The following is a 21072-nucleotide window of genomic DNA, read 5'->3' as shown; positions in this document are numbered from 1 at the left end:
ATGGTATAGTAGATGCTAGTGATTTTATTCGGAGGAAAAGACATGCTTGAACGATTGAAAACTGGATTAACAACTTATAAAGAAGTAACATATAAAAAATATGAGCGACTGTATCATGATTTGGAACAGACTCAGGATCCGCATACTTTGTTTATTGCCTGCTCGGATTCCCGCGTCAGTCCGGACATGCTTCTGGACAGTGATCCTGGAGAAGTGTTTACGATAAGAAACATTGCCAATACTATTCCGGCTTATGAAGTCAGCCAAAATGATATAACTACCGTTTCTTCTATAGAGTACGCGATTGAGGTGCTCGGTGTGGAAGAGGTCATTGTCTGCGGGCATTCAAACTGTGGGGGGGTGTGCGGCTGCTTTACAAGGGCCTAAGAAATTAGAACAGCTGCCATTTACTCAACACTACCTCAAACCGCTTGAATGTGTGAAAGAGAAAATTGAAGCGGCTCAATCAGACATGGACGAACGATCTAAAGCTAGACTGATGGAAAAAATGAATGTGATCGAACAAGTCGAACATTTGAAAAGTTACCCTCAGATCCAAGAACGCTTGAAAAGAGGCGAGCTGGAAATCGAAGGCTGGTACTACGACATCAAGTCAGGTAGTGTTTCTGTGTATGATGAATCAACAGATTCCTTCTGTGTGTCTGATGAGTATCAGAATGTGCACTAAATAGTTGATGAAGGTTCTGAATTATTGCGACAAGATAGAAGCATCAGAATAATGAGGAGCATTGCGGGATTCAACACTATGCTATGATTAGGCATAAATGAGCGAAAGAAGGATCTCTATGTAATACAAAAAGCTTAAACGGTCAGTCAAAAATCGAGCAGTAGCCGGTGTGTGTGGAGGTATCGCTGAATATTTTGACTTGTCCCCAACATTAGTGAGGGTGCTATTTATACTGATTCCGGGACCGCAGATGTTTATCATTTACGTAATATTGGCAAACGTTCTACCGGAAGAGCACAAATATCTATTCTAAAAATTATCTGGAGAAAGCTATTGATCAAGAACCAAAAGGACCCGTAACTGGGTCTTTTTGCGTTACTTTAGTTTATAGGTAATTCTGTGGTGACCGCAAACAAGGTGTCCCGAGTGTGATAACATCCAATTACACCTAGACTCAGCTCATCAACGTAGTAACCGAATGATTGGATGACTTGTTCTTCACTGTCTAAAAACAGGGCAGTGTACTCTGGGTTCATGAGATCCATATTAGCAGTCGACCCTGTATCAGCGTATTCCAGCTCTTCTACTAGAGAATCTATAAATGAAGAGTCAGTTATAGTGGTAATGAACTCATCGGAATCATAGTCCCTTACCTCTATAAAGGCCACATTTTCGGAGTCATCACCAAATAAGTCATTTGACCCGCAGCCAGCTAATAGAAGTGCGGAAAAGAGAGTGAAAAAAACGAAGCGCTTAGTCAGAAACGTATTATTTAAGTTCATATAAGCCTACCTTTCGAGTGAACCATACTCAAACTGACAGCACTAAGTCATTCAGCTGGGCATCCTTAGAACTCAATCATCAGTCGTACGTTACTTCATCCAGAAACAGTCCTTGAGCCGGCACAGTGAGTCCTGCTTTGCTTCGGACGCCTGTTTCAAACACCTCATCGATGCTGTCGATTGATAGATTGCCTGATCCGATTTCCAGAAGAGTCCCCGTCAGTACGCGCACCATTTTATGCAGGAAGCTTTTTCCTTTGAATGTAAAGTGAATCAGGCTGCCTTCCTGTTCGATGGTAATGCTGTCCAGTGTTCGGACTGTCGACTTTTTTGATTTCTTGAGCGCAGAAAAGCCGATGAAGTCATGCTTGCCGACCAGCTTGTCGCACGCTTCACGCATCTTGTCCAGATCCAGCTCTTCAGCATAATGGAAGCTGTATCCCCGTTCAAATGCTGAAGGGATAGTCTGATTCCAGACATAGTAACTGTACTGTTTGGATGTTGCGTTGTAGCGTGAATGGAAACGGTCATGCACGTCTTCGAGCTTTTTGACAATAATGTCCTGCGGCAGATTGTTAATCAGGATCTCCTGCATTGCATTCAAGTCCATATCGGAATTTGTCTTGAAGTTAGCCACTTGTCCTCTGGCATGCGTCCCGGCATCTGTTCTGCCTGACCCGATGATCTCCGTTTCTGTTCCGGTCAGTTGTGTAAGAATGTGTTCGATTTTTCCTTGGATCGTCTTGTCTGAATGACCCAGTCTCTGCCATCCCTGATAGCGGCCGCCATCATATTCGATCGTCATTTTTATATTTCGCATAGTATCCCTCTTAATTCTTCAGTTTGATGATTCTGGTGAAAAAAATTGGCATAGTGTGCCTTCTTCTCTATGATATACTAAACGGGAAACCATTACACGGGAATACTTGAATAGGGGGCATGACAATGGAGAACACGGGAAATAATGACTTAAGCGTACATATTGGCAGTGAAAAATGGCATCAGGCAGCGGCATATTTTGTCCGAATGAAGGTGTTCGTTCTGGAAAGAGACATCGCCATTCAAAATGAATTTGACAGTGAAGACCACGATGAGACGGTGTATGTCGTACTGTATGATAACGACAAACCAGTTGCCACAGGTCGGTTTATTCAAATGGAGGAAGGCACTGTTCGGCCCGGTCGAATTGCTGTTTTAAACGATTACCGTGGAAAAGGTCTTGGTGAACGGGTGGTCAAAGAGCTGGAAGCTTATGCTCGGACTAAAGGCTGCATGGCTTCCGAGATTCATGGCGAATTGAGCGCGGCACCTTTTTACGAAAAGCTTGGCTACACGAGAGAAGGGGACAGTTATCTTGAAGATGGTGTCCCTTGTATTACATTGGAGAAAGTGTTGATTTAAAAAGCGGATAGGAGGAGTCAAATGACCAACGAAGTGACAAGGGAATCCAAACGCAGGTGGGATCTGTTTGCGGAAGACTATGCAAAGCGCACCAGTAAATTCGGGGATCTGCATAAAGAAGTACTGTTGACGCCGACTATCCTGTCCTTGCTTGAAGACGTAGACGGTCAGAAGATTCTGGATGCTGGCTGTGGTGAAGGGTACTTCAGCCGACTGCTTGCGGAAAAAGGTGCTCATGTGACAGCCGTAGATTTTTCTGCTCGCATGCTCGATATCGCCCGTGAGCGTACATCAAACGATGCAGCTATCGACTACAGACAAGCTGATCTGGAGAATCTGAATGAACTTGAATCCAGTCTGTTTGATCAAGTCATGTCGAATATGGCCATTCAGGACGTAGCTCACTTGGATGGCGTATTAGGCGAAATACATCGTGTGCTGAAACCGGGAGGGACGTTTGTCTTTTCGATTCTTCACCCCTGTTTCGTCACACCTGAAAGTGGCTGGTATAGAGATGAACATGGCAATAACCTTCACTGGAAAACAGATCACTACTTTGAAGAAGGGCAGTTTGAGCAGCGGTTCGGGATAAAAGAGAGAGTTTTCGGCTTCCACCGGACATTGACGACGTATATGGATGCATTATTCAGTACCGGCTTTACACTTGAGACCTTAATTGAACCTGCTCCCTCTGAAGAATATTTGGAGAAGTATCCGGATTTCAAAGAAGACTTGAGAGCACCAGATTTTATGATACTGAAAGTCAGGAAGGCCTGATAATTCCTGAAAATTCAGTATCGCAAAGGAGATTAAGATGGTCGAACTGGTACCTATTGACGAGAATAATTTTGAAGCAGTGATTAAGCTGGACCTTCATGAACACCAGCGAAAATTCGTCGCGCCTAATGTGCGCTCACTTGCGGAATGTTACCTTTACCGAAAAAACGAGGATGTCTTTCCTTTTGCTGTCCAAGACGGGGAGACCGTTGTCGGCTTTTTACTGCTTGACTTGGACTTTGAAGAGAAGGAAATGATGATCTGGCGTATGATGATCGACAAGCAGTACCAAGGAAAAGGTTACGGACGTCAGACGGTGCAGGCGGTCATTGAACGCTTCGAAAATGACCCAGACCATACCGTACTGATTGCCGACTATGTCAAGGGAAACGAAGCCATGGGGAGCCTTCTCAGGGACTTAGGATTTAAAGACGATTCGTTCAATGACGAGTTTAATGAATACGTGCTGCACTTTCATAAGTGAACAGAATCAAAATTATAAAAAGTAAACCGTACTGAACCTGACACATTCGAGCAATCCCTGTCAGGAAACGTGTGCCTTCTGCACGTATACTTTGAAGTGAGGTGAGCGATATGGATTACTTTCAGATGATTCAGCAGGCCATTCAGTATATGGAAGACCATCTGCTGGAAGAGATTAGTTATGCCGATGTGGCCGAGCATGTCTATTTATCGGCGTTTCATTTTCAGCGGATATTCAGTTTGATCACAGATGTGACGCCAGGTGAATACATGAGGAACCGGCGCCTGTCGATGGCTGGCCAGGAGATTACTTTGTCAGATGTGAAAGTCATCGATCTGCCCTACAAATATGGGTATGACTCTCCTGAAAGTTTTTCCAAAGCGTTCCGGCGGTTTCATGGCATCACGCCAAGTAAAGCTAAAAAAGCGGATGCTCCGTTGAACAGTTTCAATCGCCTCGTGATAAGAGTATCAACAGAAGGAGGCACGATCATGCAGTATAGAATAGTCGAAAAAGAAGCGTTTCAGCTGATTGCCAAGGTCGAGCAGTTTGAAACGGAAGCTGTGGATGAAAACGGAAAAGAGGTCAATAAGATAGCTGGCTTCTGGGAAGACAGTAGAGAATCGGGCGTCTTTACAGAACTGATGCAGCATGCAGAAACGGACGATTTTTATGGTGTCTGTGCGCCTGTATCTAAGGACAGTCTCTATTTTGATTACGGCATCGGAATGGTTTATGATGGCAGCGAAGTCCCTGAGGGGTATCAGGTCTGGGACGTGACCCCGACAATGTGGGCAGTTTTTTCCTGTATCGGTGACACACCAGACTGCATAGCAGACACCTGGGAGTGCATATTTAAAGAGTTTCTACCAGGGTCGGACTACGACATGCTTGATGACACGGACTTTGAATTATATCCAGCTGATGGACCAGACAATCTGTTTTGTGAAATATGGATCCCGGTGGCAAAGAAAAATTAAATACACAAAAAGGCACTGTATAAATAGCGTGCCTTTTTGTGTTACGTTAGTTGTTAATTGAGAATCTGTTGCCAGAAGGGGATGTAGGACCATTGATTTCAGTACTGGAAAGTTTAAACGAAGTGTCTATACTTATACTATTTATTGTCGCGATCATTCTTGAGAGGTCTTTGAGAAAGAAAAAGAAACAGGGTCTGTTGTCACGATCTGAAACGATTCTCTACATAGTGACATCCGCCACTGCACTTGTCTACATAGTCAGTTACATTCTGCTGTATATCGGCACACGATAGTAAAAAGTGTGTGGCAATTCTATAGTTTGGATGAAAGAGCTCTTGAGGGGTCTCTTTTTATATATAATTTTGAGGAATCATAGCTGTTTTTCTATGGATATAGGAGTAGAATAAAGGTGAGATTGGGGATGGGGTTCCGCAAGGCCTGAAGCTAGAAAGTAATTAGAGAAAGCGACAGGCTGAGAGGAAAGTGAAGGTAAATAAGAGAAAAAAGGAGAAATAGATATGGAATACAGAATTGTCGAACGGGAGCCCATTACGTTGCTGGCTAGTGTGGAGCAGTTTCCATCGGAAGCTATCACCGACCCCGGAAAGTATCCTATACTATTCCAAATTTCTGGAAAAAGAGTATGGAGTCAGGTGCGATGCAAGTTTTGGAAAAGCATGTTGCAATCTCCAATAATTATGGTGCATGTACGCCGATATCTCATGAGAAGGGGACGTTTGAATTCGGAATAGGTGTGCCTCACGATGGAGGCGAGGTGCAGACGGTTATCAGTTGTGGACACTCTCTTCTTCTAAATGAGCGGTATTCAAGTGTATCGGAACTAATCCGAGCAGTGTGAGTGAGAGGTGGGACAGGATAAACCAAGAATTCGAAGAACAGTCAGGCTATAAGTTGCTCGAAGAGACCGATTATGAATTCTATCCTGAAGAAAAAGAGGCAAATGTCTTCTGTGAGCTTTGGGTGCCCGTGGGAAAACAGCCAAATTAAGTTAGAACGATTAATAAAAAAGGAGGAATCGTAATGACTCTCACAAAACATATCAAGTGTTGGATTTCTTTCATTGTCATTTGGTTGCTGGTGGTTTTGATACTTTTATATGTATCTGATAATGCAAATGGTTTTTTTGCAATAGTTCTTTGTGGAATATTCTCATGGATTTTCATGTCTTACATCGACGATATAAGGGATGGTAGAAAGTCAAAAAAGACGATTAGAAAGGATGGAACAGCATGAACAAATAGTTTATTAAAAGAATAACTATACTTTTAATGGTATTCACGTCCCTACCTGTGAATGTGTTTGGAGAGGGAACGCTTGCTTCTGACCTGGTTACATACGATGATATAAAAGAAAGTAATATTGAATTTGACGAGTTAAGTACAGAAGATCTAGATATTATTAATGAGGTAATTTAAAATGCTATATCAGAGGAAAACAAAGAAGATCCGAGCTTCAACGAAGCTGAATTTGTTGAAGACGTTGAAGCTTTTTTAGAAGGTAACGCAGAGCACTTTCTAGTTGAGGAGGAAGAAAGTGAGAAAGAAGGGATTTTCGCAGCACTTGAAAGTTTTTTCTTTATTAAGGTTAATGCGGCAGTAAAAAAAGGAAAAATTAGTATATCGAATAAAGTTGTTGCTGTTGGTGTAAATGCAGTTGTATCGTTAGCTATTGGTGGAGCAACTACTTATGCTTTAAAAACTATCGTCTTAAAAAAAGGAGCTACATATGTGACTAATTTATTAGTTAAAAAAGTAGTGGCTAAGCTCTTAGCTATCGGTATCAAGGAAGTAACTGGTGTTGGTACATTGATAAGAACAATTGTTCAAAATGTGCTTGATCCGGGTAGTACAGTAGCAAGTTATTATGACAGAAGAGACTACTATCCAAGGAATGGTTTCGTAGATATTACTAGCTAAAACAAAATATATATAATTTTAAGAATCGTTTCATAGTGCAAATTGTGCAAACCCCCAAAAGTTAGACCTCAAAATCTAACTTTTGGGGGTGTTTTTATGGCTAACTATAGCTATAAGTTAGATTGAAGATTGTTGAGGGTTATATGAATGGAAACGGGAGAATATATATAAGTTTTGAAAAATTAAAGAAAGCAATTACTGACTATATTATCTACTATTATAACTACAATAGGAAAGGGAAACTAAATGAAGTAAGTCCTGTCGAGTGCAGATTGACAAACAATAATATTAAACTGAGCTCACAAAAAAAGAGCAGAATAATCTGCTCTGAAAAAAGTCTGACTTTTTTGGGTCACTGTATGACGGGCCACTGGTCTTTCGGTTTATCTTATATTACGCAGTCTGTCTGCGTGTTTTAACTACTTCTGAAACCTGCATGCCGTATTGAGCGACAGTCCATGCGAAGAATAGAGTGAACGGGATAAAGAATAAGAGTGATGCTCTGATAGGAGCAAGTGAAGCCACGTGGTAATAAACCAGGGTCACTCCAGTTGTCATAAAGCCATTCACGTACAGGCTGATGTTTTCAAGTGCTTTGACTTTGCTTACGACGAACGCCAGTCCTGATAAAATCAGCGCTGCGACAGCCGCATAACCAAATGGGTTAGTGACTGCTGCAATACCCATAGTTGAGAATAAAGCAGCTTCAATGAGAATGTGAGCCGCGATGAATCCGGCACTCATGATCCCAGAAACGGCAGCGACGTGCTTGTTGTCCAGTGGTTTGGATAAAACTATACCACCCATAGCGATATAAGCAAGAGTTCCCACGATCATTGAACGACCATGTTCACTGTAAACGGGTAAAACGTCTGTTAGTAAAGCGACTAACATGAGAGTGACGATTGCTGAAAGGACAAGTAAAACTGTTTTTGTGTTCAGTTTTTTCATATAGACCAATCTCCTTATGTATGTTTTAGATAGTTTTCTTACAATCATTAAGTTAACACATGTTTGCCTTAGTTTCAACTTAAAAAAGCATATCATTGAAATAAAAAGGCATATTTGCAATAGGGTCTTGGTTTTTCAGTTTATATCTATTATAATATAGTAGTTCATAAAATGTAAGGAGAGATACATAAGATGATTGAGAATAATAGTAAATTAACAACATCCACTGGTGCTCCAGTTGGAGACAATCAGAACTCAATGACTGCCGGTACCCACGGCCCAACTTTAATCCAAGACGTTCACTTACTTGAGAAACTGGCTCACTTCAACCGCGAACGTGTGCCTGAACGTGTTGTGCATGCAAAAGGTGCAGGTGCTCACGGCCATTTTACAGTAACAAACCCGGACATTGCCAAGTACACCAAAGCAGATCTTTTCTCTGAAGAAGGAAAAGAAACACCTATGTTCATCCGCTTCTCTACAGTTGCCGGCGAACTGGGCTCGGCTGATACTGTACGTGACCCACGTGGATTTGCAGTGAAATTTTATACAGATGAAGGGAACTATGACATTGTTGGTAACAACACACCTATTTTCTTCATCCGAGACGCAATCAAATTCCCTGACTTTATTCATACACAGAAGCGTGTGCCACAGACAAACTTGAAGGATCCTAATATGATATGGGACTTCTGGTCACTATCTCCAGAATCACTGCATCAGATCACGATTCTGCATTCTGACCGCGGGATTCCTGCGACGCTGCGCCACATGCATGGATACGGCAGTCACACATTCAAATGGGTTAATAAAGACGGCGAGTCTTTCTGGGTGAAATACCACTTTAGAACAGACCAGGGCGTTAAGAATATGGATCCGGAAACTGCTTCTAAGATTGCCGGAGAGCACCCTGATTATCATACGGAAGATTTATTCAACGCGATTGAAGAGGGCGACTTCCCGTCTTGGACTCTGAAAGTTCAGATCATGCCTGAAGAAGAAGCGGCTCAATATGCGTACGATCCATTTGATATCACTAAAGTCTGGTCTCATGAAGACTACCCGCTAATTGAAGTCGGTAAAATGGTCCTTGACCGTAACCCTGAAAATTACTTTGCTGAAGTAGAACAGTCTACATTCTCACCAGGTAACTTTGTCCCTGGAGTTGAAGCGTCACCTGACAAAATGCTTCAAGGTCGTCTGTTTGCCTATGCCGATGCTCACCGCTACCGTGTCGGAACAAACCACAACCAGCTGCCGATCAACTCGCCTAAAGCGGAAGTCAGAAATCATCAGCGCGATGGACAGATGGCTTATCATAATGGTGGGAAAGCAGTAAACTATGAGCCGAACAGCTACGATGGCATCAAAGAATCAAGAGAAGATAACTTCAAGCCGTTTAAAGTATCAGGTGAAGCGGACAGTGTGCCTTATGACCAGGCAGACCACTTCTCTCAGCCGCGTAAGCTGATCATGGAAGTGTTTTCTGAAGAAGAACGCGGTCGTCTGTATAAAAACTTTGCGGATCACTTAAGAGGGGTTCGAGATGAGCAGATCATCGAGCGTCAATTGAAACTGTTCCACCAGGTTACACCTGAACTGGCTGAAGGTGTTGCGAACCACTTGGATATGAGTGTGCCGACAGTATAAAAAACATGCAACTATAGAACCGGAGGACTCGTTAAGAGCTTCCGGTTTTTTCTCGCGTCCATACCATTTGAACGATACAACTATCTATGTTACGGTAATAACCGTGCGTGTTTGAAGGGTAGTCCTTACATATAGGAATGAGGATGTTATCTCCCTAAGATAATCTTCAGACGGGCATAAACATAGGAGGGAAATGATGAAGAACAAAAGCTATTGCAAAGCATTAGCCGTTTTACCTGTTGCATTCGTATTACTAGGCTGTGATGGAGGAGATGCTGAGGAACAGACCGATACCATGTGGGAAGATCTGGATTACACGATTACTGGTATAGAAGCTGGATCCGGCACGACTGAATTAGCCGAAGATATGCTGGAAGACTACGATAATTTAGAAGGCTGGGACATACATACGAGTTCCACCGCCGGAATGATCACCTCACTTGACCAGGCGATCCAGAATGAGGAGCCGATCATTGTGACCGGATGGAGACCACACTGGATTTTTGAAGAATACGATCTGAAATTTCTTGATGATCCACAAGACTCTCTTGGAGAAGAAGAATTTATCCATACCATTGCCCGTGAAGGTTTAGAGGCAGACAAGCCTGAAGCCTACGCAGTACTTGAACGTTTCGAGTGGGACATATCGGATATGCAGGAAGTCATGCTCACTGCTCAGGATATCCCTTTTGAACAAGCTGCTTCTGATTGGGTAGAAGAGAATAGAGAAGATGTAGACCAGTGGACAGAGGGAATAGATTCCGTTGAAGATGAAGCGTTCCATCTCGTTTCGACCCCCTGGGATACTGAACGGTCGTCTTCTCATGTCATGGAGCTCGTCCTGGAAGAGCTGGGATACGAAGTAACGATTACAAGCGTTGACCCGGTCATGATGTTTCAGGCGATTGCTTATGGAGAAGGCGATGCGAGCTTAGCGCCGTGGCTGCCCGTAACATTTGGAGCCTTCTACGATGAAGTAGAAGACCAGATCGATGATTTGGGGCCGAATATGTCCGGAGCTTTGAACGGCCTTGTCGTTCCTGAATACATGGATATCGAATCAGTAGAAGACTTACCTGCAAGATAATTAAATAATGTGCTTCCGCATACTTATGTGCTGTACCTAGCATTGAGTATGCGGTTTTTTGTTTGTGATTTAAAATGGTCGAATTGTAAATATGCTACTTCAGCTTGTGTTGAACTTTTACATAGATCATCAAAAAACAGCGTGATTCTTACAGGGGATTTACAATGGGTTGCTACGATAGTTATGTGCAGAATAAGCACACAATAAGTTCATATTGAAATCAATCAGATAAATAGAATCATGGTAATAAAGATTGCTAAATGATGATTCGACAGACTGTTAAAAGCCTCGCAGATAAAAAGTGGAACATTTTTTATCCATGCATGCCTGTAATTCATTCTGATGGAGCGTATATGTGAGTAAACTACGGGGCTAAAGTCCTGCTTATGATTGTAGGATAAGAAGTAGTTTTATCGAGTCGGTACAAAAACTTTAGAAGGAGGTTAGCTGAAATATCGATTAGAAGGAATAAGTTATGGTTGTCTATCAAAGGATCGCTAACAAAACAAGAGAGGAGCACCTTGTATCATGAGAACTCTTAATCTGGCCCACCGTGGGTTCAGCGGAAAGTTTCCTGAGAATACGATGATTGCCTTTGAAGAAGCTTTTCTGTCTGGTGCGGATGGGGTGGAACTCGATGTCCAGAAGACTAGAGACGGAGAAGTTGTCATTTTCCACGATGAAGCACTTGACCGAATGACAAACGGGACAGGTTATATAGCCGAGATGACACTGGAAGAGGTGCGAAGCTGGTCGGTTGATGGCGTGCTTCAGGAGGGGCTGCCTGATCAGAGAATTCCGACTTTGTCTGAATACCTTGAATGGGCACATGATAAGATTTTTCTGACTAATATCGAACTGAAAACGAAAACAGGTGAAGATATTGGCCTCGAAAAAAAGGTCCTTGATTTAATCTCATTATACGGGTTAGAAAATCGTACGATAATTTCTTCATTCCATCGAAACAATATGGCGCGGGTCAAGCAATTATCTGAAGGGGTTCAGACTGGTCTTCTTGTTCCCGGCTGTAACGAACATATTATTCAGTTGACCAAAGAGCTGGGTATGGATTATATTCATCCTCACGCCTTGTGCATTGATGAAGAGATGCTCGAAACTGCTCAGCGATATGAGCTGGGGGTCAACACATGGACCATCAATGAGAGAGCAGACTTAATAAAAGCCTCACACCCGAAAATTCATGCTATTATCACAGACTATCCGAATCGCCTGAAAGCCATTCAGGAAAAACAATTGGAAGTCGTCTAACCCATATTCTCCCTAATTTAAGCAGGAAAGAGCGCATTTACAGGCTCTTTTCTGTTTTTCCCCCTTTATTATCCTTTTCCAGTTTGAATTATAAGACAATCGGAACCTGTTCAGTGTATAATTGATTATCACGTTTTGTCTTATAATTTTGTAAAAAGGTCGATTAAACGTACAAAGATTGTATAAAGCGTGGAAAGGTCAAAGACCCAATGATGTCCGAAAGGGGTATGTTATGAAGAAAGAACAAACAACCGTTGCAGTCGCATTTTCGGCAATACTCTTTTTGCTGCTTTACAATTTCGCCTATGAATTAGCTTTCAACCAGACTTTAGTTAACTTGAGACTTGTCTATATAGCCATGTTGGGGCTCTTTTATCTGTATATTTTCTATATCAGAAGAAAGAGGATCAACCGGAAATAGACATGAATTACCATTACGAATTTAGGGAGCTCAAACAGATGAACACAAATGAGATCGAATCTTTTGATTCACGTAAACTGCCTATGTTCATTATGCTGGCGTACCTTGTTCCTGTTCTGGGAATAGGGTTTGCGCTTTACATACTGAATTATACACAGACTTACGAAACGGAACGCTGGGTACCTATGGCTGCACTTGTTGCTTTGTTTATACAGATTATACCAATCCTCTTTGCCGTTTTAGGCATTCTGACCTGGTACACGGGAGCTTGATTTGATAAGCTGTTGGTAGGAAAGGTGTGGCCTGATGAATAAAACAATGAAGGACTTGCTTGCTGACCGAGTAGAAGTACAGGAAATAACACACAAATATCTGAAAGTCATTCTGGTTCTCCTGGCAATCGGTTCAATTCTGGCATATGTGTTATAAAAAATAGAGTAGCTAGTAATAAGTAAAGCTGCTCGGAGGAATAAAGGGTGTTTTGATTACATGTTGAAAAAAGTTACAGCGGTCGGGCTGATTAGCTCGGCATTATTTTTGAGTGGGTGTGACCTTCTGGAAGACGCCTTAGGGCTGACGGAAAGCAGTTCAGGCACTGTTAGCGGAATAGCAGAAGCGGATATTCCGGGACCGGATGACTTACCCATCGACTCACTATACTTAGAAGTGAATGACAATATTCCATTCTTCACTAATGAAGAACTGGAAGTCAGTGAACCCTTTCATACGTATGCCGACCTGGATGAACTTGGCCGCGTCGGCGTAGCGGAAGCACTGCTTGATATCGACTTGATGCCGGCAGAACAGCGCGGATCAATCGGACATATCGAACCAACTGGATGGAATCAGGGGAACTACGAGATTGTGTCAGGAAACTGGTTATATAACCGCAGCCATTTAATCGGGCACCAGATGACTGGGTATGATGGGCGTGAGAACCTTATGACCGGGACACGTCAGTTTAACGCCGAGGGGATGCTGCCATTTGAAAACTTCGTCGCCAATGTGGTCGAAGAAACAGAGATGCAGGTCCGCTACCGGATCACGCCATTATTTGAAGGAGACAATCTTCTTGCCCACGGCATTATCATGGAAGGTTTCTCTGTAGACGATGACGGAGAAACTCTGACCTTCAACGTGTTCGTCCCCAACCAGCAGGATGGCATCGAACTGGATTATGAGACCGGAGATCACTGGCCGGCGGATTAATATGACCGAGCTTAGATACATGAAAAAGAACATGAGAAAGGCATGCCGGAATTTTATTTTCCATGGCATGCCTTTTATAATTATTGTCTGGAAGTGGTGCTTGCTTTTTCTATTCTGATCAGCCTAACCGTATTGTAGATAATGACATAAAAGATAATAGCGATTGGAAGAGTAACCAGGAAAAATGATACCTCCAATGTATGAAGAACGAGACCAAAAATAAATAGCGCTAGAAAGATCCATAAATTTAACGAGCTATGTCTGATTTCTATGGGAAAGTCCTTACCTCTGTATATTTTTGAAACTACTCATCAATTAATATAATGCCCCCATTTTGTAGACTATTACAAAATGGGGGCATTTTAGAATAACTCTTAAAATGAGAACCTTAATACTAAATTCGTTATTAAGTATTACTCCCACTCAACAGTTGAAGGTGGCTTACTCGTAACATCATACACGATGCGGTTAACGTGCTTGACTTCGTTGACGATTCTGACAGATATTTTCTGCAGGACGTCCCAAGGGATGCGGGCGAAGTCTGCGGTCATACCGTCAATGGAAGTAACGGCACGGATACCGATTGTATAGTCATATGTGCGGCCGTCTCCCATGACACCGACACTCTTGAAGCCAGGCAGGACCGTGAAGTATTGCCAGATGTCGCGGTCAAGGCCAGCTTTTTTGATTTCTTCTCTTAAAATCGCGTCACTTTCGCGGACGATTTCAAGTTTTTCTTCAGTGATTTCACCGATCACTCGGATCCCTAGACCTGGTCCAGGGAATGGCTGACGCCAGACGAGGGATTCAGGCATATTCAGTTCAAGTCCGAGTTCACGGACTTCGTCTTTAAATAGAGTATTTAACGGTTCGATCAGCTCGAAAGACATGTCATCAGGGAGTCCGCCAACGTTGTGGTGAGACTTGATGGTCTGAGCTGTGGCTGTTCCACTTTCGATCACATCGGTATACAAGGTTCCTTGAGCCAGGAAGTCGATACCGTCAAGTTTTGCTGCTTCGTCGTTGAAGACATAGACGAACTCGTTTCCGATAATTTTACGTTTCTGTTCAGGATCGGACACACCGTTCAGTTTGCTTAAGAAGCGGTCTTTTGCATCGACGCGGATCACGTTCAGTTCGAATTTACCTTCTAGGCTGGCCATGACCTGATCGCCTTCGTCTTTACGAAGCAGGCCGTGGTCGACAAAGATACAGGTCAGCTGGTCCCCGATGGCTTTATTCAGAAGCACGCCGACAACACTTGAATCGACGCCGCCTGATAATCCAAGCAGGACTTTCCTGTCGCCAACAAGTTCTCTAATTTTGTCGACTTCCATGTCGATGAAGTTCTGCATGGTCCAGTTTCCTGAGCATTCACAGACGCCAAAGGCAAAGTTGCGTAAGATTTCATTGCCGTTTTCTGTATGGCGGACTTCCGGGTGGAACTGTACGGCGTGGAAGTTCTTGTCCAGGTTCTGGATGGCACTGATCGGGCAGTGATCATTTGAAGCTGTGACAGTGAAGCCTTCCGGACTTTTAGTCACGTAATCCCCGTGGCTCATCCAGACATTTTCTTCTTCCTCTAGTGTTGTAAATAGAGCGGCTGTGCGGTCCTGTACACTGATTTCAGCTTTACCGTATTCACGGTTTTTGCTTGGGCTGACTTCCCCGCCAAGCATGTAGGTCATCAGCTGCATGCCGTAACAGATACCTAGAATCGGAATACCCAGTTCGAATATTTCCGGATCGATCGAGAAGGCATTCTCGTCATAGACACTCATCGGTCCACCGGAGAAGATGATGCCTTTAACGTTCATATTTTTCAGTTCTTCTGCAGTTGTTGTGTGCGGAAGCAGTTCGGAGTAGACACCGAATTCTCTTATACGGCGTGTGATCAGCTGATTGTACTGGCTTCCGAAGTCCAGAACGATCAGTTTTTCCAATGTTGTCGTATCAATAGTAGAGGTCACTCAATTCACCCTTATCTTAGAAATTTTTATCAATTAGCGTACGGAATAGTTCGGTGCTTCTTTTGTAATTTGAACATCATGTGGGTGAGACTCGCGCAGTCCGGCACCACTCATTTGAATAAACTGAGTGTCTTCTCTCAAGGCTTTCAAGTCTTTTGCTCCTGCATAGCCCATACCTGAACGCAGTCCACCTAGCATCTGGAAGATGACTTCCTGCAGGCTTCCTTTGTATTCGATTCGGCCTTCAATACCTTCTGGAACCAGCTTGTTGGCTTCATTTTTAGAATCCTGGAAGTAACGGTCACTAGAACCCTGCTTCATAGCGCCCAGGCTTCCCATACCACGATAAGTTTTGAAGCGACGGCCCTGGAAAATTTCGAATTCACCAGGTGATTCGTCTGTTCCTGCAAGCAAGCTACCCAGCATGACGGCATGTCCACCGGCAGCGAGAGCTTTAACGATATCGCCGGAGTACTTGATTCCACCATCTGCGATAATCGGCTTACCGTATTCTCTAGCAACTGTGGCAGAGTCATAAATAGCAGTGATCTGAGGGACGCCGACACCAGCAACGACACGAGTTGTACAGATCGATCCGGGACCGATTCCTACTTTAACGACGTCTACGCCAGTTTCAAATAGAGCACGTGTGCCTTCTGCTGTTGCGACGTTCCCGGCAATCAGTGCAACATCAGGAAATTCTTCACGCAGTTCTTTGATTTTTCGGATAACACCGGCACTGTGTCCGTGAGCCGTATCGATAACAATCACGTCAACGCCCGCATCGACAAGTGCTTGAGCACGTTCGAATGAGTCGCTAGTTACACCAATAGCTGCCCCAACAAGTAGTCGGCCGTGTGAATCTTTCGCAGCATTCGGAAATTCAACGACTTTTTCAATGTCCTTGATTGTAATCAGTCCGCTTAGACGGTTATTTTCGTCAACGATCGGCAGTTTTTCGATCTTGTGTTTCTGAAGGATTTTCTCGGCTTCTTCTAAAGACGTACCCACTGGTGCAGTAACTAAGTCATCTTTAGTCATTGCTGTGCTGATTGCTTGAGTGTAGTCAGTCAAGAAGCGCAGATCGCGGTTTGTCAGGATACCGACAAGAACACGGTCTTCCATAGAATTAACTAAAGGCACACCGCTGATACGGTAGCGGGACATCAGTTCTTCAGCGTCAGAAATCAGGTGGTCCGGTGTCAGGTAGAACGGATCAATGATCACGCCGTTTTCAGAACGTTTAACTTTACGGACTTCCATCGCCTGGTCTTCAATAGACATGTTCTTATGGATAATACCCAGTCCGCCTTGACGTGACATGGCAATCGCCATTCTGGAGTCAGTCACAGTGTCCATGCTGGCACTCAATACGGGGATCGACAATTTGACTTTATCGGTTAGACTGATACTCAGATCAACATCGTTCGGTAGAACATGACTTTCCTGTGGCATTAATAGTACATCATCAAAAGTGAAGCCTTTTTTAGCAAATTTCGTTTCCCATTGTGACATAAATGAAAATCCTCCTTAAGATTTGGCTGTTCGGTCTGATAATTTTAAGGATTAGTGTATCAAAGTGGCGGAAGCTTATCAAATAGTATTTTCAGGCGTTTTTTACAATGAGAAACTTCTCATTAATAGGTGGGGTTTAAAATATAGTGTTAGCCGTTTCAAAAGCTGTTGTGATAGGGGTAGAGAGGGATCGATCAATTGTATTTATTCTCATAAGGCATTTAAATCTAATCAAAAATTAATTATGTTATCAATAGGTAAACCTCGGAACGTTCAGTTATAGAGGAGAGAAACACGAATATTCACTGTGTTATATCGCCGAATTAGGGTAAAACCCGAACGTTGATCAAATCGATAGAGGTTTGAAAAGTGAAAAAGCCCAGCCGTAAAAAACAGCTGGACTATAATCATATAATTGTTTTTCTGAAAGAATTTATTCGTCAAGCAGACCTTGATCAATCAGGAAGTCACGTGCGACATCTTCAGCTGATCGACTTTCAAAGGCTACTTCGTAGTTCATTCCTCGCATCTGATCATCCTCGATCAGGCCGTCAAGAACAGATAGAATCTCTTCGATTTCCGGGTACTCATCTAGCAAGGCGTCAAGCATCAGTGGTGCACCTTGGTAAGGAGGGAATAATCCTTGGTCATCTTCGAGCACGACCAAATTATATTCCTCGATTTCGGCATCGGTACTGTAGGCATCGATCAGATTGATGTCGCCTCTTTCGATAGCCGTGTACCTCAGCTGGGCATCCATAGTTGTTACATTACCGAATGTGATGCCATACATATCCTGGATACCAGGGTAGCCGTCTGCGCGGTCATTGAATTCCAGTGTGAACCCGGCATCAACCTCGTCAGTGACATTAGCAAGGTCCGAAATAGTCGCCACATCATGTTCTTCAGCAAATTCGGAAGTGACAGCTAGAGCATAGGTGTTATTGAACGCCATTGGATCAAGCAGTGTCATGTCGTATTCTTCTGAGATCAGATCTCTAGCTTCTGTAAAGACTTCTTCTTCACTTGTACCAGGTTCAGGGACGATATCGAAGAATGTCGTCAGGACTGTCCCGGTGAATTCTGTATAAATGTCGATTTCACCTGACCGTAACGCATTGAAGACAAAGTTAGTCTGACCGAAGTTTGGTTCCACACCAGCGGTAATGTCACTCTGATCTTCAATCAGTAGTTTGTAGATATTCATCAGCACTTCAGGCTCTACTCCCTGTTTTCCAGAAATGACGATATCCTCATCTTCTCCGAAGACTAGGGGGGCCGCCAGTAGAAGCAGGATCACAAGAAGACCTGAACCGAGAATGGTCGCAGTCTTTTTGAATGATGCATTCTGGAAGTAGCGCAGCAGCTGGTCGAAAATAATAGCCAGTAGTGCCGCCGGGACAGCACCTAATAGAATCAGGTTGTTGTCTCCACGGTCAATTCCGAGAAGGATCAGATTTCCGAGCCCACCAGCACCAATCAAAGCAGCAACTGTTGCGGTTCCGATGATGAGAACCATCGCTGTTCTGATCCCCGCCATAATGACAGGCATAGCCAGTGGAAGCTGTACTTTACGCAGTTTGCGCCAGCGGCTCATTCCCATAGCATCAGCGGCTTCGTTAAGAGACGGGTCTACTCCTTCAAGTCCGGTATAGGTGTTTCTAAGTATCGGAAGCAGGGCATAGATTATAAGAGCCATTACCGCAGGCACTGTTCCTATACCGACTAGTGGAATCAGAAGACCCAGGACTGCCAGTGAAGGGATAGTCTGAAAAATAGCAGTAATTTGTATAATCGGTTCAGCAATACGCTTGTATCCGATCAGAAAAATGCCTAACGGAACAGCGATAAGTACTGCAATGATCAATGCCATAAAGGACAGCTGCATGTGTTCGATAAGAGCCGTTCCGAGATCACCACTTCTTTGCTGGAAAGTATCGATTAAAGTTGTCATGATGCAGAGGCCTCCTTATCAGAATTGACTTGGCTGGCTAGGTAATGAACCAGCTGGTCACGTGTAACCATGCAGTCTTCCTGATCGGCATGGGTCACCTTGACAATTGAATGGTCTGCCATCAATAAAAGCAAGTCGTTAACTGGCGGATCTGCGTCGATCGACGCCGTACTTGGTGCATCTGAGGTTCTGGTGATGTAGTCGTTGTCGATTAAATGTTGGACAGTCTTTTCTTCCTGATAATGCGGCAGACCAGTCTGCAGGAATTCTTTGACAAAGTCATTGGCCGGGTGCTTCAGTATCTCTTCGGCAGTACCGACCTGTTCGATCCTGCCCTGATTCATCACACAGATACGGTCGCCCAGATTGATGGCTTCCTGCATGTCATGCGTCACAAAGACTACTGTCTTCTTCAATTTGTGCTGAAGCTCGACCACGTCTTTCTGCAGACGGCTTCGGCTGATAGGATCCAGAGCGCTGAACGGCTCATCCATTAAAATGATGTCTGGATCAGCTGCCAGAGCCCGGATGACTCCGATTCTCTGCTGCTCACCGCCTGACAATTCAGAAACTTGGCGGTTCCGGTATTTATCAGGGTCCAGACCAACCGTATCCAGCAGTTCAGTTACACGGTTTTTCATGTCTTCCTTAGACCATTTTTTCATTTCCGGAACGGTAGTGATGTTCTGTTCTGTTCTACTGTCATATTGGGAAACAGGACAATCTGCTGCAGCACATAGCCGATATTCCAGCGCAGTTCCTGCAGGTCATAGTCGCTGATGCGTTTGTCATCGATCAGGAACGTCCCTTCAGTTAAGTGGATCAGCTGGTTAATCATTTTAAGAGTTGTTGTCTTTCCACTTCCGCTGGGGCCAATCAGGACAAAGAACTCACCTTCATTAATTTCCAGCGAAAAGTCCTCGACCACAGCGGTGTCATTATAAAATTTATACACCTCTTCGAAACGTATCATATTACTTCCTCCTAGTTCTCTATTCATTCAGTATAGCAAAGGGGCTGGGGAACCTGTAATCATATACTCATGGTGGAAGCGGGGTGTCACATTTTGTATCTGCTTTAAAGTTAATTAAGAATGCCCTACTTAAGGAAAGGACGGGCACCCGTCGCAATGACAAACTGAGTTCCTTTAACCTAATTCCGAAAGAAGTCTCCCACTTCTAAACGCGTGGGGGCGAAGCACCAGTGAAAGTGGGAGATGAATGTCGGTCAAGCTATAGCTTGAGGTGGTTAATCTGTCCTCTATGGGGTATACTATAATCAGTAGTAATCAACAAAAAGGAAGTGATGACAGTGGAATTGGACAACAATAATCATTCAGTCTTCTTAAATGTACTACCATCTTGTTTTAGTTGTGAAATACCGAAGAAAAGTCATCAGCCCCTCTGTTTCGGATTATGCAAAAGATATGTTTCTAAGAATTAGCACAACCTACAACATCACCCTCATTGAGTGGAACGTTGACAAAGACCACATTCATATCCTGTTCAAAGCCCAGCCTAATACAGAATTATCAAAATTCATCAATGCCTACAAAAGTGCCAGCTCTCGACTCATAAAAAAGAACTTCCCAGAAGTGAAGCGGAAATTATGGAAAGAAATGTTCTGGTCGAGAAGCTTCTGTCTCATGACAACAGGCGGTGCTCCAATTGAAGTCATCAAGAAATATATCGATAATCAAGGCGAAGTGAGGTGAGGAATATGCTGAAAGCCTACAAGTACAGATTATACCCAACCGACCAGCAAAAAGACTATTTTGTGAACTGTTTTGGCTGTGCCCGTTTCATTTATAACCAAATGCTTAGCGACAAGATCGACCACTATAAAGAGACGAAACAAATGCTCAACAATACGCCCGCTCAGTACAAAGAAGAGTTTCCTTTTATGAAAGCGGTTGATAGTCTGGCATTGGCGAACGCTCAGCAGAATTTGGAACGAGCCTACAAAAATTTCTTCCGGGATAAATCCATTGGATTTCC

General features: G+C 43.5%; 28 protein-coding genes and 2 pseudogenes. 22 read left to right on the top strand and 8 right to left on the bottom strand.

The window, feature by feature from the left end:
• The first annotated feature begins 42 nt into the window (after positions 1-42).
• From ABFX15_RS02495 to ABFX15_RS02485, 3 genes and pseudogenes are all read left to right on the top strand, one after another.
• Positions 43-387 carry a carbonic anhydrase gene (locus ABFX15_RS02495; RefSeq protein WP_346023949.1) on the top strand — a complete coding sequence of 115 codons (345 nt, stop codon included), beginning with the start codon at positions 43-45 and terminating at the stop codon, positions 385-387.
• A complete protein-coding gene (locus ABFX15_RS02490) occupies positions 353-688 on the top strand; it encodes a carbonic anhydrase (protein WP_346023948.1) in 336 nt (111 codons plus the stop codon). Before ABFX15_RS02495 ends, ABFX15_RS02490 begins: the two co-directional genes overlap by 35 nt.
• Before the next feature lie 139 nt (positions 689-827).
• Positions 828-1001: pseudogene (locus ABFX15_RS02485) on the top strand (PspC domain-containing protein); the annotation flags it as partial.
• Between the two features lie 67 nt (positions 1002-1068).
• Here the strand turns inward: ABFX15_RS02485 and ABFX15_RS02480 are convergent.
• On the bottom strand, positions 1069-1470 hold the full coding sequence (locus ABFX15_RS02480; RefSeq protein ID WP_346023947.1) for a hypothetical protein: 402 nt from the start codon (positions 1468-1470) through the stop codon (positions 1069-1071).
• A gap of 79 nt (positions 1471-1549) precedes the next feature.
• Positions 1550-2290: a tRNA pseudouridine(38-40) synthase TruA gene (gene truA / locus ABFX15_RS02475; protein WP_346023946.1), complete on the bottom strand. Its 741-nt coding sequence runs from the start codon at positions 2288-2290 to the stop codon at positions 1550-1552.
• Between the two features lie 125 nt (positions 2291-2415).
• Here truA and ABFX15_RS02470 point away from each other — a divergent pair, with 125 nt between their 5' ends.
• From ABFX15_RS02470 to ABFX15_RS12120, 10 genes are all read left to right on the top strand, one after another.
• Positions 2416-2871 carry a GNAT family N-acetyltransferase gene (locus ABFX15_RS02470; RefSeq protein ID WP_346023945.1) on the top strand — a complete coding sequence of 152 codons (456 nt, stop codon included), beginning with the start codon at positions 2416-2418 and terminating at the stop codon, positions 2869-2871.
• A 21-nt stretch (positions 2872-2892) separates the two neighbouring features.
• Positions 2893-3648, top strand: a complete 756-nt coding sequence (locus tag ABFX15_RS02465) for a class I SAM-dependent methyltransferase (protein WP_346023944.1) — start codon at positions 2893-2895, stop codon at positions 3646-3648.
• A 37-nt stretch (positions 3649-3685) separates the two neighbouring features.
• Positions 3686-4132 (top strand): GNAT family N-acetyltransferase, encoded by a 447-nt coding sequence (locus ABFX15_RS02460; RefSeq protein ID WP_346023943.1) that lies wholly within the window; start codon positions 3686-3688, stop codon positions 4130-4132.
• A gap of 110 nt (positions 4133-4242) precedes the next feature.
• Complete coding sequence (locus tag ABFX15_RS02455; protein ID WP_346023942.1) at positions 4243-5112, top strand: AraC family transcriptional regulator; 870 nt, start codon at positions 4243-4245, stop codon at positions 5110-5112.
• A gap of 50 nt (positions 5113-5162) precedes the next feature.
• Complete coding sequence (locus ABFX15_RS02450; protein WP_346023941.1) at positions 5163-5405, top strand: hypothetical protein; 243 nt, start codon at positions 5163-5165, stop codon at positions 5403-5405.
• A gap of 365 nt (positions 5406-5770) precedes the next feature.
• Entirely contained in the window at positions 5771-5971 is a 201-nt protein-coding gene (locus ABFX15_RS02445; RefSeq protein ID WP_346023940.1) for a hypothetical protein, read from the top strand.
• The gene (locus tag ABFX15_RS02440) at positions 5968-6120 is read left to right on the top strand and encodes an effector binding domain-containing protein (RefSeq protein WP_346023939.1); all 153 of its coding nucleotides are present in this window, start codon (positions 5968-5970) and stop codon (positions 6118-6120) included. Before ABFX15_RS02445 ends, ABFX15_RS02440 begins: the two co-directional genes overlap by 4 nt.
• A gap of 33 nt (positions 6121-6153) precedes the next feature.
• On the top strand, positions 6154-6366 hold the full coding sequence (locus tag ABFX15_RS02435) for a hypothetical protein (protein ID WP_346023938.1): 213 nt from the start codon (positions 6154-6156) through the stop codon (positions 6364-6366).
• Between the two features lie 494 nt (positions 6367-6860).
• Positions 6861-7049, top strand: coding sequence for a hypothetical protein (locus ABFX15_RS02430; RefSeq protein ID WP_346023937.1), 189 nt, complete (start codon positions 6861-6863; stop codon positions 7047-7049).
• A 143-nt stretch (positions 7050-7192) separates the two neighbouring features.
• Entirely contained in the window at positions 7193-7468 is a 276-nt protein-coding gene (locus tag ABFX15_RS12120) for an IS3 family transposase (RefSeq protein WP_428830580.1), read from the top strand.
• On the opposite strand, the gene ABFX15_RS02425 is transcribed toward ABFX15_RS12120, so the two are convergent.
• On the bottom strand, positions 7443-8000 hold the full coding sequence (locus tag ABFX15_RS02425; RefSeq protein WP_346023936.1) for a hypothetical protein: 558 nt from the start codon (positions 7998-8000) through the stop codon (positions 7443-7445). The genes ABFX15_RS12120 and ABFX15_RS02425 overlap by 26 nt on opposite strands.
• Before the next feature lie 192 nt (positions 8001-8192).
• On the opposite strand from ABFX15_RS02425, the gene ABFX15_RS02420 reads away from it, so the two are divergent.
• The 7 genes from ABFX15_RS02420 (at position 8193) to ABFX15_RS02390 (ending at position 13636) form a co-directional block, all read left to right on the top strand.
• Positions 8193-9650 carry a catalase gene (locus tag ABFX15_RS02420; RefSeq protein WP_346023935.1) on the top strand — a complete coding sequence of 486 codons (1458 nt, stop codon included), beginning with the start codon at positions 8193-8195 and terminating at the stop codon, positions 9648-9650.
• 196 nt (positions 9651-9846) lie between these two features.
• Positions 9847-10737: a glycine betaine ABC transporter substrate-binding protein gene (locus tag ABFX15_RS02415; protein ID WP_346023934.1), complete on the top strand. Its 891-nt coding sequence runs from the start codon at positions 9847-9849 to the stop codon at positions 10735-10737.
• A gap of 528 nt (positions 10738-11265) precedes the next feature.
• Positions 11266-12006, top strand: coding sequence for a glycerophosphodiester phosphodiesterase family protein (locus ABFX15_RS02410; RefSeq protein WP_346023933.1), 741 nt, complete (start codon positions 11266-11268; stop codon positions 12004-12006).
• Between the two features lie 232 nt (positions 12007-12238).
• On the top strand, positions 12239-12427 hold the full coding sequence (locus ABFX15_RS02405; protein WP_346023932.1) for a hypothetical protein: 189 nt from the start codon (positions 12239-12241) through the stop codon (positions 12425-12427).
• Between the two features lie 38 nt (positions 12428-12465).
• The gene (locus tag ABFX15_RS02400) at positions 12466-12699 is read left to right on the top strand and encodes a hypothetical protein (RefSeq protein ID WP_346023931.1); all 234 of its coding nucleotides are present in this window, start codon (positions 12466-12468) and stop codon (positions 12697-12699) included.
• Between the two features lie 34 nt (positions 12700-12733).
• A complete protein-coding gene (locus ABFX15_RS02395; RefSeq protein WP_346023930.1) occupies positions 12734-12856 on the top strand; it encodes a hypothetical protein in 123 nt (40 codons plus the stop codon).
• 60 nt (positions 12857-12916) lie between these two features.
• Entirely contained in the window at positions 12917-13636 is a 720-nt protein-coding gene (locus tag ABFX15_RS02390) for a DNA/RNA non-specific endonuclease (protein ID WP_346023929.1), read from the top strand.
• 413 nt (positions 13637-14049) lie between these two features.
• Here ABFX15_RS02390 and guaA read toward each other — a convergent pair whose 3' ends face one another.
• The 5 genes from guaA to ABFX15_RS12115 all read right to left on the bottom strand — a co-directional run bounded on the left by guaA (position 14050) and on the right by ABFX15_RS12115 (position 20048).
• Complete coding sequence (gene guaA / locus ABFX15_RS02385; protein ID WP_346023928.1) at positions 14050-15606, bottom strand: glutamine-hydrolyzing GMP synthase; 1557 nt, start codon at positions 15604-15606, stop codon at positions 14050-14052.
• A 33-nt stretch (positions 15607-15639) separates the two neighbouring features.
• Entirely contained in the window at positions 15640-17121 is a 1482-nt protein-coding gene (gene guaB, locus ABFX15_RS02380) for an IMP dehydrogenase (RefSeq protein ID WP_346023927.1), read from the bottom strand.
• A 433-nt stretch (positions 17122-17554) separates the two neighbouring features.
• Entirely contained in the window at positions 17555-19075 is a 1521-nt protein-coding gene (locus ABFX15_RS02375) for an ABC transporter permease/substrate-binding protein (protein WP_346023926.1), read from the bottom strand.
• Positions 19072-19740, bottom strand: coding sequence for an ATP-binding cassette domain-containing protein (locus ABFX15_RS02370; protein WP_428830579.1), 669 nt, complete (start codon positions 19738-19740; stop codon positions 19072-19074). The genes ABFX15_RS02375 and ABFX15_RS02370 overlap by 4 nt, the downstream gene beginning before the upstream one ends.
• Positions 19737-20048 carry an ATP-binding cassette domain-containing protein gene (locus tag ABFX15_RS12115; protein ID WP_428830578.1) on the bottom strand — a complete coding sequence of 104 codons (312 nt, stop codon included), beginning with the start codon at positions 20046-20048 and terminating at the stop codon, positions 19737-19739. Before ABFX15_RS12115 ends, ABFX15_RS02370 begins: the two co-directional genes overlap by 4 nt.
• Before the next feature lie 338 nt (positions 20049-20386).
• Between ABFX15_RS12115 and tnpA the strand changes: the two are divergent.
• Positions 20387-20789, top strand: a pseudogene (tnpA, locus tag ABFX15_RS02365) (IS200/IS605 family transposase).
• A 5-nt stretch (positions 20790-20794) separates the two neighbouring features.
• The coding region (locus tag ABFX15_RS02360) for a helix-turn-helix domain-containing protein (RefSeq protein ID WP_346023925.1) at positions 20795-21072 on the top strand (278 nt) is incomplete at its 3' end.

The organism is Alkalibacterium indicireducens (assembly GCF_039522005.1).
GTDB lineage: Bacteria > Bacillota > Bacilli > Lactobacillales > Carnobacteriaceae_A > Alkalibacterium > Alkalibacterium indicireducens.
The sequence above is the reverse complement of the archived record's forward strand: the minus strand, read 5'-3'. Positions and strand labels throughout refer to the sequence as shown.

What these genes read in the sequence shown, in the direction of transcription:
- ABFX15_RS02405 (WP_346023932.1), top strand. Translation starts at nt 12,239, where the DNA reads ATGAAGAAAGAACAAACAACCGTTGCAGTCGCATTTTCGGCAATACTC.
- truA (WP_346023946.1), bottom strand. Translation starts at nt 2,290, where the DNA reads ATGCGAAATATAAAAATGACGATCGAATATGATGGCGGCCGCTATCAG.
- ABFX15_RS02375 (WP_346023926.1), bottom strand. Translation starts at nt 19,075, where the DNA reads ATGACAACTTTAATCGATACTTTCCAGCAAAGAAGTGGTGATCTCGGA.
- ABFX15_RS02420 (WP_346023935.1), top strand. Translation starts at nt 8,193, where the DNA reads ATGATTGAGAATAATAGTAAATTAACAACATCCACTGGTGCTCCAGTT.
- ABFX15_RS12120 (WP_428830580.1), top strand. Translation starts at nt 7,193, where the DNA reads ATGAATGGAAACGGGAGAATATATATAAGTTTTGAAAAATTAAAGAAA.
- ABFX15_RS02400 (WP_346023931.1), top strand. Translation starts at nt 12,466, where the DNA reads ATGAACACAAATGAGATCGAATCTTTTGATTCACGTAAACTGCCTATG.
- guaB (WP_346023927.1), bottom strand. Translation starts at nt 17,121, where the DNA reads ATGTCACAATGGGAAACGAAATTTGCTAAAAAAGGCTTCACTTTTGAT.
- ABFX15_RS02425 (WP_346023936.1), bottom strand. Translation starts at nt 8,000, where the DNA reads ATGAAAAAACTGAACACAAAAACAGTTTTACTTGTCCTTTCAGCAATC.
- ABFX15_RS02435 (WP_346023938.1), top strand. Translation starts at nt 6,154, where the DNA reads ATGACTCTCACAAAACATATCAAGTGTTGGATTTCTTTCATTGTCATT.
- ABFX15_RS02495 (WP_346023949.1), top strand. Translation starts at nt 43, where the DNA reads ATGCTTGAACGATTGAAAACTGGATTAACAACTTATAAAGAAGTAACA.
- ABFX15_RS02370 (WP_428830579.1), bottom strand. Translation starts at nt 19,740, where the DNA reads ATGAAAAAATGGTCTAAGGAAGACATGAAAAACCGTGTAACTGAACTG.
- ABFX15_RS02395 (WP_346023930.1), top strand. Translation starts at nt 12,734, where the DNA reads ATGAATAAAACAATGAAGGACTTGCTTGCTGACCGAGTAGAAGTACAG.
- ABFX15_RS02415 (WP_346023934.1), top strand. Translation starts at nt 9,847, where the DNA reads ATGAAGAACAAAAGCTATTGCAAAGCATTAGCCGTTTTACCTGTTGCA.
- ABFX15_RS02470 (WP_346023945.1), top strand. Translation starts at nt 2,416, where the DNA reads ATGGAGAACACGGGAAATAATGACTTAAGCGTACATATTGGCAGTGAA.
- ABFX15_RS02460 (WP_346023943.1), top strand. Translation starts at nt 3,686, where the DNA reads ATGGTCGAACTGGTACCTATTGACGAGAATAATTTTGAAGCAGTGATT.
- ABFX15_RS02445 (WP_346023940.1), top strand. Translation starts at nt 5,771, where the DNA reads ATGCAAGTTTTGGAAAAGCATGTTGCAATCTCCAATAATTATGGTGCA.
- ABFX15_RS02410 (WP_346023933.1), top strand. Translation starts at nt 11,266, where the DNA reads ATGAGAACTCTTAATCTGGCCCACCGTGGGTTCAGCGGAAAGTTTCCT.
- ABFX15_RS12115 (WP_428830578.1), bottom strand. Translation starts at nt 20,048, where the DNA reads ATGATACGTTTCGAAGAGGTGTATAAATTTTATAATGACACCGCTGTG.
- ABFX15_RS02390 (WP_346023929.1), top strand. Translation starts at nt 12,917, where the DNA reads ATGTTGAAAAAAGTTACAGCGGTCGGGCTGATTAGCTCGGCATTATTT.
- ABFX15_RS02480 (WP_346023947.1), bottom strand. Translation starts at nt 1,470, where the DNA reads ATGAACTTAAATAATACGTTTCTGACTAAGCGCTTCGTTTTTTTCACT.
- ABFX15_RS02455 (WP_346023942.1), top strand. Translation starts at nt 4,243, where the DNA reads ATGGATTACTTTCAGATGATTCAGCAGGCCATTCAGTATATGGAAGAC.
- ABFX15_RS02465 (WP_346023944.1), top strand. Translation starts at nt 2,893, where the DNA reads ATGACCAACGAAGTGACAAGGGAATCCAAACGCAGGTGGGATCTGTTT.